This window comes from Mycolicibacterium flavescens (assembly GCF_001722335.1).
GTDB classification, from domain to species: domain Bacteria; phylum Actinomycetota; class Actinomycetes; order Mycobacteriales; family Mycobacteriaceae; genus Mycobacterium; species Mycobacterium flavescens.
The window spans coordinates 109,704-123,147 of sequence record NZ_MIHA01000007.1; the positions used below are offsets into that span (position 1 = coordinate 109,704).

Annotated in this window: 11 protein-coding genes and 1 tRNA gene; 6 read left to right on the forward strand and 6 right to left on the reverse strand. The window is 67.1% G+C overall.

Going from position 1 to position 13,444, the window contains the following annotated elements; genetic code table 11:
• Positions 1 to 21: 21 nt before the first annotated feature.
• Both BHQ18_RS11615 and BHQ18_RS11620 read left to right on the forward strand, forming a co-directional pair.
• Positions 22 to 453, forward strand: a complete 432-nt coding sequence (locus BHQ18_RS11615; RefSeq protein WP_069413758.1) for a nuclear transport factor 2 family protein — start codon at positions 22 to 24, stop codon at positions 451 to 453.
• On the forward strand, positions 443 to 1,312 hold the full coding sequence (locus BHQ18_RS11620; RefSeq protein WP_069413759.1) for an SDR family NAD(P)-dependent oxidoreductase: 870 nt from the start codon (positions 443 to 445) through the stop codon (positions 1,310 to 1,312). Before BHQ18_RS11615 ends, BHQ18_RS11620 begins: the two co-directional genes overlap by 11 nt.
• Here BHQ18_RS11620 and BHQ18_RS11625 read toward each other — a convergent pair.
• Positions 1,309 to 4,734, reverse strand: a complete 3,426-nt coding sequence (locus BHQ18_RS11625; RefSeq protein WP_131815673.1) for a lectin-like domain-containing protein — start codon at positions 4,732 to 4,734, stop codon at positions 1,309 to 1,311. The two genes, BHQ18_RS11620 and BHQ18_RS11625, sit on opposite strands and share 4 nt — an antisense overlap.
• 361 nt (positions 4,735 to 5,095) lie before the next feature.
• Between BHQ18_RS11625 and BHQ18_RS29870 the strand changes: the two genes are divergently transcribed.
• The gene (locus BHQ18_RS29870; RefSeq protein ID WP_131815674.1) at positions 5,096 to 5,422 is read left to right on the forward strand and encodes a hypothetical protein; all 327 of its coding nucleotides are present in this window, start codon (positions 5,096 to 5,098) and stop codon (positions 5,420 to 5,422) included.
• A 37-nt stretch (positions 5,423 to 5,459) separates the two neighbouring features.
• Here the strand turns inward: BHQ18_RS29870 and BHQ18_RS11630 are convergent, their stop codons facing one another.
• Together BHQ18_RS11630 and BHQ18_RS11635 are read right to left on the reverse strand one after the other, a co-directional pair.
• On the reverse strand, positions 5,460 to 6,956 hold the full coding sequence (locus BHQ18_RS11630; protein WP_131815675.1) for a glycosyltransferase: 1,497 nt from the start codon (positions 6,954 to 6,956) through the stop codon (positions 5,460 to 5,462).
• 4 nt (positions 6,957 to 6,960) lie between these two features.
• Entirely contained in the window at positions 6,961 to 8,502 is a 1,542-nt protein-coding gene (locus BHQ18_RS11635) for a glycosyltransferase family 39 protein (RefSeq protein ID WP_069413762.1), read from the reverse strand.
• Positions 8,503 to 9,342: 840 nt separating this feature from the next.
• Here BHQ18_RS11635 and BHQ18_RS11640 point away from each other — a divergent pair.
• Positions 9,343 to 9,747, forward strand: coding sequence for an HIT family protein (locus BHQ18_RS11640; RefSeq protein WP_069413900.1), 405 nt, complete (start codon positions 9,343 to 9,345; stop codon positions 9,745 to 9,747).
• Here BHQ18_RS11640 and BHQ18_RS11645 read toward each other — a convergent pair.
• The gene (locus BHQ18_RS11645) at positions 9,735 to 11,186 is read right to left on the reverse strand and encodes a sensor histidine kinase (RefSeq protein ID WP_109789264.1); all 1,452 of its coding nucleotides are present in this window, start codon (positions 11,184 to 11,186) and stop codon (positions 9,735 to 9,737) included. The two genes, BHQ18_RS11640 and BHQ18_RS11645, sit on opposite strands and share 13 nt — an antisense overlap.
• 30 nt (positions 11,187 to 11,216) lie before the next feature.
• A complete protein-coding gene (locus BHQ18_RS11650; protein ID WP_069413763.1) occupies positions 11,217 to 11,936 on the reverse strand; it encodes a response regulator transcription factor in 720 nt (239 codons plus the stop codon).
• Between the two features lie 94 nt (positions 11,937 to 12,030).
• Between BHQ18_RS11650 and BHQ18_RS11655 the strand changes: the two genes are divergently transcribed.
• A complete protein-coding gene (locus BHQ18_RS11655; RefSeq protein WP_069413764.1) occupies positions 12,031 to 12,852 on the forward strand; it encodes a hypothetical protein in 822 nt (273 codons plus the stop codon).
• 1 nt (position 12,853) lies between these two features.
• On the opposite strand, the gene BHQ18_RS11660 is transcribed toward BHQ18_RS11655, so the two are convergent.
• Entirely contained in the window at positions 12,854 to 13,174 is a 321-nt protein-coding gene (locus tag BHQ18_RS11660; RefSeq protein WP_069413765.1) for a hypothetical protein, read from the reverse strand.
• Between the two features lie 50 nt (positions 13,175 to 13,224).
• Here BHQ18_RS11660 and BHQ18_RS11665 point away from each other — a divergent pair.
• A tRNA-Thr gene (locus tag BHQ18_RS11665) sits at positions 13,225 to 13,299 on the forward strand.
• Positions 13,300 to 13,444: the final 145 nt, after the last annotated feature.

The following is a 13,444-nucleotide window of genomic DNA, read 5'->3' on the forward strand; positions in this document are numbered from 1 at the left end:
CTCCGCGGATGAAGGAGTGGCATGACTGAGACGGCTGAGCTGACGCCCGTCGTCGCGGCCTCGCAGAACTCGTGGCGGTGCGTGCAAAGCGGTGACCGCGACGGCTGGCTGGCGCTGATGGCCGACGACATCGTCATCGAGGATCCGATCGGGCAGGCCGTCACGAACCCCGACGGCACCGGCGTGCGCGGCAAGGACGCCGTTGCGGCGTTCTACGACACCAACATCGGGCCGAACCAGCTGCGCGTCACCCGCGAGGAGACGTTCCCGTCCAGCAGCCCGAACGAGATCGCCTACATCCTGGTGCTGGAGACCACGTTCCCGAACGGCTTCGTGGCCACCGTCCGCGGCGTGTTCACCTACAGGACCGACGACGCCGGCCTGATCACGAACCTGCGCGGCTACTGGAACATGGACGCGATGAAGTTCAGCGAAGCAGGGGATGCCCAGTAGCGCACCCCTGAGCGGCCGCGGCGCGGTCATCGTCGGGGGTTCACGCGGCGTCGGGTTGGCGGTGGCGACGCTGCTGGCCGAACAGGGCGCGGGCGTCGTCGTCAACGGCCGCGACGCAGACGCGGTCGACCAAGCGACACAACAGATTCCGGGCGCGGTGGGCCTGGCCGGCTCACCGGCGGAACCGGCGGTCGCCGACGAGCTGGTCGACACCTGCGTGCGGGAGTTCGGCCGCATCGACATCCTGGTCAACTGCGCGGGCACCGCCGAGCCCGCGGGTTCGTCGATTCTGACCATCTCGTCCGCGCAGTTCCGCGACCTGATCGACGCGCACCTGGGCACGGTGTTCGAAACGTGTCGCGCCGCCGCGCCGAAGATGGTGGCCGGGGGCGGCGGCGCGATCGTCAACACCAGCTCGTTCGCGTTCCTCGGCGACTACGGCGGCACGGGCTATCCGGCGGGCAAGGGCGGGGTCAACGGGCTGACGTTGGCGATCGCCGCCGAACTCAAGGCGCACGGTGTCCGCGCGAACGTGGTGTGCCCGGGCGCGCGCACCCGGTTGTCGACCGGCGCGGACTACGAAGCCCACATCGCGGACCTGAACCGCCGCGGCCTGCTCGACGACGTCAGCATGCAGGGCGCGCTGGACGCCGCGCCGCCGGAGTACGTCGCGCCGACCTACGCCTGCCTGGCCGGCGATGCGGCGAAGAACATCACCGGGCAGATCTTCATCGCCGCCGGCGGTTTCGTCGGCCGCTTCGACCGGCCCAGCCCGACGATCCTGGCCTACCGCGATCACCACGACAGTCCGCCGTGGACGGTCGCCGAACTGCACGACAAGCTCGGCGGGAGCGCCTAGACCGCCACGACTTCGGCGGTGGCGGTGATGGTGATGCCGCGGACGGCGTGGGGGTTGGTCAGCGATCCGGTGCCCGCGCCGATACCGATATGGGCGAAATCCGAGCCGCCGAGGAACTCGGTGACGATGTCGGAGTTCAGCGTGCCCATGGCCTGGCCGTCCAGGGTGTAGCTCAGCGTCTGAGCATCCGCATCCCAGTGCACCACCACCGCATGCCAGTCCCCGTCCTCCAGATCGGGCAGCGCCACCGGCGTCGACGCGAAACCGGTGTCGGTGCCGACGAATCCGGTGTGATCGTCGGCGATCTCCACACCGGGCATGCTGGACTCGACCAGATTCAACGCACTGCTGTAATAGGTGTCGAACTCGATGGCCAGCCCGTCGGCGATACCGCCGACACCGAGCCCCGTGCCGTGGATACCGACCGCCTCGACCCCACGCGCGTCGTTGTGCAACACCACCGCCACCCCATCGGCGCCGCCGTCACTGTCACCCAGATTCACCTCGAAACCCAACGTGAAGTCCTGCCGCACATCGATGCGGCCCTGCGACATCACCGTGCCCGCCTGATGCGCCCCCGACGTCAACACGAACCCACCATCGACCACACCCGCACTCCCCCGCGGGACGAAGCCCACGGCATCGGGTGCCGCGGTGACCGTGACGACGACCGGCGCGGTGCCGGTCGCGGTCCCGTCGGAGACCGAGTAGGTGAAACCGCCGGCACCGCTGAACCCGGCAGTCGGGGTGAAGGTCACCGTGTTGTCGGCGTTGATCGTGGTGCTGCCGCCCACGACATTCGTCACGGCGCTGACGGTGAGCGGGTCGCCGTCGGGGTCGCTGTCGTTGCCGAGCACGGTGATGGTGACCGCGGTGTCCGCGGCCGTCGTCGCTGTATCGGCCACCGCCAGCGGCGGGGTGTTCGCCGGGGGCTGCCCTTCGGCGGTGGCGGTGATGGTGATGCCGCGGACGGCGTGGGGGTTGGTCAGCGATCCGGTGCCCGCGCCGATACCGATATGGGCGAAATCCGAGCCGCCGAGGAACTCGGTGACGATGTCGGAGTTCAGCGTGCCCATGGCCTGGCCGTCCAGGGTGTAGCTCAGCGTCTGAGCATCCGCATCCCAGTGCACCACCACCGCATGCCAGTCCCCGTCCTCCAGATCGGGCAGCGCCACCGGCGTCGACGCGAAACCGGTGTCGGTGCCGACGAATCCGGTGTGATCGTCGGCGATCTCCACACCGGGCATGCTGGACTCGACCAGATTCAACGCACTGCTGTAATAGGTGTCGAACTCGATGGCCAGCCCGTCGGCGATACCGCCGACACCGAGCCCCGTGCCGTGGATACCGACCGCCTCGACCCCACGCGCGTCGTTGTGCAACACCACCGCCACCCCATCGGCGCCGCCGTCACTGTCACCCAGATTCACCTCGAAACCCAACGTGAAGTCCTGCCGCACATCGATGCGGCCCTGCGACATCACCGTGCCCGCCTGATGCGCCCCCGACGTCAACACGAACCCACCATCGACCACACCCGCACTCCCCCGCGGGACAAAGCCCACCGCCGGGGCGGGTGGTTTCGGTTCGATGATCAGTCGGGTGATCCTGTCTCCGTAGAGGTTCGCCACGTACATGTATCCGTCCGGCCCCTGGCTGAAGGCGACAGGCGCGGTCTGGCTCTGGTAGAGGAACGTGACCTTGCTGCGGTCGTTGACGTCGACGATGTACACCTCTCCGTCGTTGACGTCGGTGAAGAACAGGCTGTTCTGGAACTCTGCCGGGTAGCGCGTTCCGGTGTAGGCGACGGTCGGCACGCCCACGATGGCGCCGACTTGATAACCCGGGGCGTTCTCGTCGTGGGAGAACGCCCGGTAGGCCGGTGTGACCGTGACGGCACCGCTGCCGACGGCCGCGTAGAACGCCGACGCGCCGGGCAGTTCCTGATATCCGACTGTCGGGAGCAGGACGTCGTTGTCGCCGCCTTCGAAGTAGGGCCAGCCGAAGTTCGCTCCGGCGTACCCACTTTCGATCTCCTCCCAGCTGAACCAGCCGGTGTTCGTGATGAACAGGCGCCCGTCAGCGGCGAATCCGATGGAGAAGGGGTTGCGCAGACCCAGCTGATAGACCTTGGCGCGGTTGGTGTCCAGGTCGTCACCGGCTTGCACGAACGGATTGTCCGGCAGGCCCAGACCCGTGACCGGGTCGATCCGCAGTATCTTCCCGGATAGGCTGTCCAGGTTCTGCACGCTGACGCTTCGCGGATCGACGACATCGAAGGACGTGCCGTCGCCGATCGAGACGTAGAGCGCGCCGTCCGGCCCGAACGCCAGTGATCCGCCGGCGTGGCTGCGGGAGTCCACTTTGATGTAGTCGTCGACGTACTCGCCGGTGGCGGGGTCCAGACCGGATTCGGGCAGGCTGATGTCGCTGGTGCTGTCGACGGCTCCGGCGCCGCTGATGTCCTGGAGCGAGACGCCGACGCCGCCGAGCATGATCACTTCGCTGCCGGGCACCGCGGTGGTGTAGTTGGTCGCCGCGTCGGCGGTGAACCGCACCAGATAGGCGAAGCGGTTGCCGCCGCCGTCGGGTCCCGCGTTCGTGCCCGCGGGCTGGCCGGCGGTCTGCGGGGGGTCGACAACGTAGAACGCGTAGAGATAGTTGTGCTCGGGCGCGCCGGGCGGCACCGGCTGCCCGAAATTCGGGTGCAGCGCAATGTCCATCAGGCCACGGTCCTGGATGTTGTTCACTTTTGCGCTGATGTCGACGAAGGTGGAGACCTTGTTGCCGGACCCGATGTCGAATACTTTGATGGTTCCGCCCTTTTCGGCGACATAGATCAGCGACGGGTCATGCCGGGAGAACTCGAACGACAAGGGTTGCGTCACGCTACCGGAGATCACGACCTCCTCGGTGACCACGTAGTCCGACGTCAGCGGCGGCGCTGTGGGGTCGACGACGGGGTTCTCGTCGTCGAGGATCTCGATGCGCGCCGTTCGCGGGAACAACAGTGTGCCGCCCTCGACGTTGACGATCGAAACCACGAATGTCTCGGTCGGCTCGGGTGAGGTGTCGTCGATGATCGGCACGGAGACATAGACGCGTTGCACTCCGACGTCCATCGTGACCGTCCCGCTTGTGCCGAGATAGTCCACGCCGGCCGTGGCGGTGTCGGCGGTGATTCCGTACTCGACGATGGTCACCCGGTTCAGATCCCCCGTGCGGACGATGGGCACCAACACGGCACCTTGCGTCTCGCCGATCCGCGGGCTGGTTTCGAAGGAGACCGACGTCGTCGTCGGTTCTACAGCGGCCGCGACAGGAGTCACGGCGGCGCGCGGCGCGAGGTGTGGAAACCAGTCGTCGACTTGTCGGCGCGCCCAACCGACTGCCGCCCACATCATGTCGGCAAGGGCCCGCATCGGACCTCGATCCCATACCGGCGCTGGGTTCCCGCCGAGCAGACCGACCACCTCGGCAGAACTCGACGCTACTTCAAGTGAGGGGGTGCCGTCCGCCGCGGGCGCCGGCCGGTCGTTCGCCGGGTGACCACGTTGAACGGTGACGGGGACCGTAGGGGCGTGTATCTCTTCTCGCGCAGCGACGGTCTCGGCTACCGCGGTGGTGCGGACGGATCGCTTGTGCACCTGCGGGATCGATTCTGCGACACGGGGTTGCGGCGGCTGCGACCGTGTGGGCGCGAGCTGCCGCGGGCCGGACTTCTTCTTGGTCCGTACCGGCGGTTCATCCTCCGGTGGCGCCTGGGCGGAATCATCGGCGTCGGTGGTATGCGCACCGCCGGAACTGCGCACGATCACCGCCGGTTCGTCGATGGCGGCACTCGAGGGTGAGGTCGGTGGGTCCGGATCCTTCTGGGGGGCCCCGGACTCGCCGTCGGTGGGGGTTTCGGACGGCGAGCCCGGGGTGGAGGGGTTGGTCGCGGACGAGCCGGGACCCGGCGACGCCGACGACTCATCGGCGCCCCCGGCCGATGCGGCCGAGTTGTCGGAGGCGTCGTCCGCCCAGGCCACAGCGGGCGCGGTCGCGACCGCGCCGCCGATACCCAGCGCCACCGCCAACGCCCCCACCCGTCCGATGTATCGCGCGTAGCCGACTGATTTCTTGTTCGTCGAGATCATGGGGCCCCTCACCCACTTTCCGTGGCTGGACGTGCTTCAGCGAGCGGTATCGGTATGACACGGCCCGGCGGTACCAGTTCAGGAACGTCGTCGTCGACACCATCCCTGGTGTCGAGATCCTCGACGTGCTCGGTCTTGGCCCAGAAGTGACGTTTCCCCTTCTGGAGCAACTGCTTCCATGCGACGAGAACCGACACCGTGGCCAGTTGCTGCCAGACCGGCAGGAGCAGCAACCACTTGATCGTGCAGTACCCGTCGCGGTGATACGCGGCGATGATGTGCTGGACGAACAACGCGAAGTTGCCGAAAACCAGCAGTATTACGCCGAGATAGAACAACGGCGCCGGGAACAACTGCTCGATCGCCGTTGAGCGCGTGCAGAAATACGCGATCGTGAGTATCCACGACAGCGTGCTCAACAGGATGCTGGTGGGCGTGCCGAGCAGGAAGAAGGTGTAGAAGAACCAGCGCACCACGCCCATGTTGCGGGAGGTCCGCCAGGGTGAGCGCAGATAGGCGAGCCCGGTCTGGGTGTAACCCTTCTGCCACCTGCTCCGCTGCGGGATCGCCACCCGCAGCCGACGCGATGCGACCTCGTAGGTCACAGAGTCGAACAGTTCGATGTCGTAGCCGGCGCAGGTCAACGCTCCGGCGATCTCGGCGTCCTCGGTGAGGTTCCACGGATCCCAGGCGCCGATGCCCTCCGCACCCGCCGGGAGCACGGACTTGTCATAGGCGATGCTCCTGAGCGCCTCCACCCGGAAGTGGTTCGATGTGCCGCCCAACGGGATCACCAGACCGATCTTGTCGATTCCGCGCAGGACCCACTCGAAGTGAATGATGTACTCCACCCACATCATTCGCGACGTCCAACTGCTCGTCCCGTTGCTGAAGTGCAGTCGCGCCTGCAGGCAACCCAGCGACGGCCCCGAAGACCGGAAGCGACCGACCGCCTTCAGCAGCTGGTCAGGTTCCGGGCGGTCCTCGGCGTCGTAGATGACCCCGAATTCGCCTTCGGTCACGGCCAGACCTGCGTTGAGCGCCTTGGGCTTACCGAAGGGCGCGACCGCCGGTACGACGACCACCGACACGTAGTCCGGCAGCTCGCGGCTTGCCACCGCCGCGTGCGTCTCCGGATCGCGTTGTTGTTCTTCGAGCAGCAGCAGAACCTGCAGTTTGTCCTTCGGGTAGTGCAGGTCGGCCAGACCGTTGAGCAGCCCGGGCAGCGCGGGTCCTTCCCGGAACAGCGGAACCCACACTGTGTACAGAGGCAGGTCCGGGTCGTCAGGACTCGGCAACGCATAGATCGGGAACCGGTGCCGGTTCGACTCGAACCAGAGCACCATCTTGAACCCGACGAACACCGCAAAGAACAGGATTCCCGCCCACACAGCCACTTTGGCGATCAGTGGCCACTTGACCACCATGACGCCCGCGACGAACAACAAGATGTAGAACGTCACGCCCTGTCCACGAGTGACCAACCGCTCAGATGTCTGCCTCACCACCTCACCCCCTGCTGTAGACGAAGTACTCGTCGTTGCGATACACGAGTCGATATCCTTCGAGTCGCTCCGATCCGGAAAGCGCCTGGTGGACCTTGTCGGGCTTTCGGCCGCCGCGCATCACGATCCACTTGATGTGGTTCGCGGCCGGGAAGGCGAGAGCGGGTTCCCAAAGTCGGTAACTGCCCTCATAGATGTGGTTGCGGAGCGGGATCTTCGCGTGAAAGAGCACGGTCTCGTTGTCGAATGACTCCTGCAGGATCAGGCCGCCGTCATAGTGCTCGCGCAAGAATGCGGAGACCTCGCTGCGGCCGTCGGTGACTGCCCGGGCCACCCCCGTTTGCGTTTCGGCGACCGTGATGACGCCGCCGGTGGCGACAGCGACGGCCAGCACCGCCGTCGCCACGGCGGAAGGCAGCCTGGCCGGCGACGGCAGCGTGCTGACCAAGTATCCGATCGCGACGGCGGCGAGCAGCGCCACGACCAGACCGAAGCGCAGGTTGTACAGGTAACCGCTGGTCTCTGTGACGTTCATCGGTCGGGTTCCGCTGTAGACGGCCCAGGTGAAGAACACCGGCAGCGCGGCCAGACTGAGCACCGGAAGCGAGTCGAGTCGGCGCCTGCGGGCGAGGATGGCGCCGAGACCGACGAGCATGGCGACGACGATCGGAAGGCCGAGATTGTGCACGACCGCGTACCAGTAGGTCTTCACTGCGGTGAGCAGGTCCCCGACCGAAGGGTCGTTCGGGTCGACCCACAGCGCCGACATCGCGTACTCGCCCATCTGGAAGTACATGGGGTGACCCATGATCAGCCAGTTCCAGCCCAGCCACCCGATGACCGGGGCCCAGGCGATGAAGATGAAGCCGAGCACCGAGCCTTCGGTCTTCGTCCTGTCGTAGCGCTTCAGCGCGACGATCAGGACGATGACGGTGAAGCCCAACATCGTCATGAGCCAGGACTCATAGCGGGTCAGGACGCCGAATGCGCAGGCGAATGCGGCGGCGAAAAGGTACGCCTTGCGCTCGGTCTGGATCCACGCCTGCAGGTAGAACAATGTCGCCGCGGTCGTCGCGAAGAACAGGAGTTCCGCCATCGGAACGCTCTGCATGTAAACGATATTCGGGTTCAGCGCGAAAACAAGCACGCCCGCGACCGCGGCGACGCGATTTCCGTTCGTCAGTCCGTGGACGATGCGGTAGAGGTAGACGCATGCCAGGATGTAGCTCGCCATACTGACAACGCTTCCGGCAATCCCGCTGTAGAACAGCGGCGAGTACCAGACGAACGGCAGCATCAGGAGGTGCTGCAGCGGTAGCCATACGCTGCCGAGCTGGGCGAAACCGGAGGTGGGGCTGTCCAGGACTCGCCGCGCGATCTGCAGATGGGAGGCAGCGTCGCCGTATCCGACGATATTGCCCCGGTGGTGAACATAGATCAGAGCAACGATCGAGATTACCGCAGTTGCAGCGGCTATCCACCACTCTGTGTGGTCGGCGGCGATCCGGTGCAGTGACCGGACGCGCGTTCTTGTCGCCAGCGTCATCGAAGATTCCCCCCGCTCATTCCGATAACCCGCACGGGTACGCGTTCGTCAACCGCAGCGGCTTCGGCACGGTCGCGTGTCGGCACGGCAGCAAGTCCGCTCCCTCTCGGAGTTTGCTGCGTCTCAGTGTTCGCCTAGCACGGCCTCCCGATAGATCAGGAACGCCGTTCGTCAATGACTATGACACCAAAACCATGGCAAAGCGATAACTGCGGGCTGAGCACCGCCGATGTTCTGCGCTTGGCAAGCACCCGGCGTCGGCTCAGCAAAACCCCGATCAAACGCCGTACAGGTACAGTGGGGACATTTCCGCTGTTGAACGCCCTAGATCTAGATCATTGGATCGGAATCTTCAGTTAATCGCCTATGATTGACGGGTCCGTTGATATTGGCCGGAGCCGCGCTAGGCCGTAAAAGCACCGGCCCGCAGTGGGCAAATAGCAAACTTTTGTCGCCCTGGTGGGTGGCACGCCCTCAGGAGGGATGATTCCACGCACCGTTCGCTGCCGTGTTAGCTGTCTCGAGCAAGAACTCGGCCGGCACCCCGCCTACCGGGCGGATAACGTCAAGACACGGCACATACATGAGAACCGGTTATCGACAACAGCTTTCGTTGTTGAGTCCGCCAGCTTCAACGAGACCGACTGTATGACAACGTGTTAACTAATACTTGAAGTGACTTGATCTGAAATGCTTTATCGGACAGGGCCTTTCGAAGTCGCCGCTGACTGGCCCGCCCTGATGCCGGGGGCTTCGTCCTCAGTGGCCCGTCGTGGTCGGTGTCGTCATGCCGCCACCCCCGGTCGGCGCGCACACCGCCGTCCTGGAATGCTCGAACCCATGGCGACCGTCTTCACCAAGATCATCAACGGAGAACTGCCCGGCCGCTTCGTCTACGAGGACGACGACGTCGTCGCCTTCCTGACGATCGCGCCGATCACCCAGGGCCACACCCTCGTCGTCCCCCGCGCGGAGATCGACAACTGGCAGGACATCGAGCCCGCGGTGTTCGGCCGCGTCATGGAGGTGGCGCAGTTGATCGGCAAGGCCGTGGTCAAGGCGTTCCCCGCCGAGCGGGCCGGGGTGATCATCGCCGGCCTCGAGGTGCCGCATCTGCACGTGCACGTCTTCCCGACCAGCGACCTGGCCGACTTCGGCTTCGCCAACGCCGATCAGAACCCGGCGCCGGAATCGCTCGACGAGGCGCAGGCCAAGATCAAGGACGCGCTGGCTCAGTTGACCTGAGCCGGCGCCTCGGTCTCCGACAGGTCGGCGATGCGCGGCAGGCTCACCGTGAACGTGCAGCCATTCCCGGGCGCCGTGGTCACCCTGACGGTGCCGCCGTGCGCGTGCACCAGCGAGTCGACGATCGACAGCCCCAGCCCGGTGCCACCGCTGGCGCGGGTCCGTGACGAGTCGGCCCGGTAGAAACGCTCGAAGACCCGCTGCGCGTCCTCGGTGGTCATGCCGGGGCCTGCGTCGCACACCTCGAGCACCGCGCGCCCGTCTGCGGTGCCGACGCGCACCGTCACCCCGGCGGTCTCGGGTGTGTGCTGCAACGCGTTGGCCATCAGGTTGCCCAGCACCTGACGCAGCCGGGCCTCGTCGCCGAGGACCTCCGGGGTGCCGGGCCCGTCGAGCACCTCCAGCGTGATGGCCCGCTTCGGCGCGATCGAACGCGCGTCGTGCACGGCGTCGGCGGCCAGGGTCAGCAGGTCGACGGGGCGGCGCTCCAACGGCCGCTGCGCGTCGAGGCGGGCCAGCAGCAGCAGGTCCTCGACCAGCAGACCCATCCGGCTCGACTCGCTCTCGATCCGGCTCATCAGCATCTCGATGTCACGGGCCGCGCCCTGGCGGTACAGCTCGGCGAAGCCGCGGATGGTCGTCAGCGGGGTGCGCAGCTCGTGGCTGGCGTCGGTGATGAACCGTCGCATCCGTTCCTCGGAGCGGCGTGCCGCCTCGGCCGAGGACTCCGATGCCGCCATCGCCGTCTGGATCTGCGACAGCATCCCGTTGAGCGCCAACGAAAGTCGACCGACCTCGGTGCGCGGATCGCGCTGCGGCACCCGGCGGTCCAACTCGCCGGCGGCGATCGCGGCCGCCGTCCGCTCGACTTCGACGAGCGGGCGCAGGCTGCGGTGCACCACCGCGTAGCCGGCCACGCCGAGGACCAGCAGGACGGCGAGCCCGATCCCGACCTGCGCGTACGTCAGCTCCCGCACGGTCATCTGCACGTCGCTCAGATCGATCGCGACTGTCATCAGCTCGCCGCCGGGTCCGCGCACGGTCATCGCACGCCACAGCACACCGGAGTCGTCGGCCGATCCGATGGTCACCGGGACGGGACCGACGTCGTTGTCGGCGGGCAGGTCGGGTTCGGCGTCGCGGTCGTTGACGGCCATCCACGTGCGTCCGTCCGGGCCGACGCCGCGGACGTAGAAGTTCGACGGCGGACGCGTCGGGTTCGGCCCCTCGACCGGGCGGGCGGGCATGCCCTGCGGCGTCTGCGCCGCCCACCCGCGCGACGCGTCGAGCAGTTCCTGGTCGACGCGGTTGCTCAGGGTGTGCCGCAGAATCGAGGTGACCGCGATTCCCGAGGCCAGCAGCCCGCAGGCCACCAGCACGAGGGTGGCCGCCACCAGCGCCACGCGCAGCGGCACGCCGCGCCCACCCACGGTGCCCATCTGCCTATTGTGTGCCGCGCGGGCGCACAGTCATCGCGGCTCGCGCAACACGTAGCCGACGCCGCGCAGTGTGTGCAGCAGCCGCTTCTCGCCGGTGTCGATCTTGCGGCGCAGGTAGGACACGTAGGACTCGACGACATTGACGTCGCCGCCGAAGTCGTAGCGCCAGACGTGATCGAGGATCTTGGGCTTCGACAGCACGGTGCCGGCGTTGATGATGAAGTACCGCAGCAGCGTGAACTCGGTGGGCGACAACGAGACCGGCTGACCGGCCTTCCACACCTCGTGGGTGTCCTCGTCGAGTTCGATGTCGGCGAACGACAGCCGGGAGTTGCGGGGCTCCTCGACGCCGCGGCCGGTGCGGCGCAGGATCACCCGCAGCCGCGCGACCACTTCCTCGAGGCTGAAGGGTTTGGTGACGTAGTCGTCTCCGCCCAGCGTCAGGCCCGCGATCTTGTCCTGCAGGGAGTCGCGGGCGGTGAGGAACAGCGCGGGCGCGTCGATACCGTCGGCGCGCAGCCGGCGCAGCAGCCCGAAACCGTCCATGCCGGGCATCATCACGTCGAGGATCACCGCGTCGGGACGGACTTCACGGGCCTTGTCGAGCGCGGCCGGGCCGTTGGAGGCGGTGTGGACCTCGAAGCCCTGGAATTTGAGGCTGACGGCGAGAAGCTCGACGATGTTGGTTTCGTCGTCCACGACGAGGACCTTGGCCTCGGGGGTGTTCTCGGGTAACGCAGGCATCGCCATTCCCCTACTGTCTGCCGCCAGGCTTGTAATGATGCTGCATAGTCGCTGTCAAGTTCCTGTGAGTTTGGCCTTGTGCGATCCATAGACTGAGGCGATGAACCTCGGCAAAGCCCTGACCGACATCGCGACCGCCCCGGCCCGCGCCGCGCTGGCGGTCGCCGACGTAGGGCTGGCGATGGCCACCGGTGCGGTGGGGATGGCGCAGCGGACGCTGGGCGAGACGACGGCCGCCGAGGGCGCCGGGTCGGCATCTTTCGCCAACATGCTGGGGCTCAACGACGCGGTCGAGCGGGCGAACCGGCTGGCCCGTCTGATGGACGACGACGCGCCGCTCGGGCGGGCGCTGGCGCCCAACGGCCCGCTGGACCGACTGCTGCGGCCGGGTGGGCTGATCGACCAGCTGACCACCGAGGGTGGCCTGCTGGACCGGATGACCGCGGAGAACGGTGCGGTCGCGCGGGCGGTGGCCCCCGGTGGGCTGATGGACCAGGTGATGGCCGAGGGCGGGCTGGTCGACCGGATGACCACCGAGGACGGCGCGCTGTCGCGGGTGATCGCGCCGGGCGGGCTGGCCGATCAGCTGCTGGCCAACGACGGCCTGATCGAGCGGGTGCTGCGCGAGGACGGGGTGGCCGACCGGTTGCTCGCCGAAGGTGGACTGCTCGACACGTTGACCGACCCGGACGGGCCGCTGCTCAAGCTCGCCGACGTGGCCGACACGCTGAACCGGCTGGCGCCCGGGCTGGAGGCGCTGGCGCCGACGATCGACGCGCTGCACGAGGCGGTGGTGACGCTCAGCCAGGTGGTCAACCCGTTGAGCAACATCGCCGACCGGATTCCGCTTCCGGGCCGGCGGCCGCGCGCCCGGTCGTCGCGCAGCGTGACGTCGCAGCGGATCATCGACGTCGAAGAGTGACTCAGGCCTCGAGGGCGGCGACCTCGTCGGCGACGCTCTCGGGCGGCGGCGGCTGATCTTCGGGTTGCCAGCGCTGCAGCAGCAGCACGGTGGCGCCGCGCAGCATCCGGACGTAGTCGTTGACGTCGGACTGCTTGTAGGACTCGAGCCGGCTCGCGATGTCGGGCACGAGCGGTTTGAGCGCGGCGGCGATGCTCATGCCGAACCCGCCCCCGGTGCTCGCGCTCTTGTCGAGCAGCGTGAGCAGTTGTTCGACCTCGGGGCGCGCCAGGCCGGGATAGACGTGCGGGAAATCGTTGAGCAGATCGTCCTTGACAGTCACGGGCAGCGGAGTTCCCCGGACCGCCGACCGGATAAACTCGGAGCCCGCAGGCCTCCTTAGCTCAGTGGTAGAGCACCCGCCTTGTAAGCGGGAGCGCGTCGGTTCGATCCCGACAGGGGGCTCCACCGTAGGCGCGGACTACGCGGCTGGTTGCCGGCGTCCATTCGTAGGGTCGGGCACATGCGACAGTGCGGCCCTTCTACGACGGGCCGACGATCGGCGTCGTGCACCATGTCGGCAGCGGCGCACGGACCGAGATGCCTAAGCTGC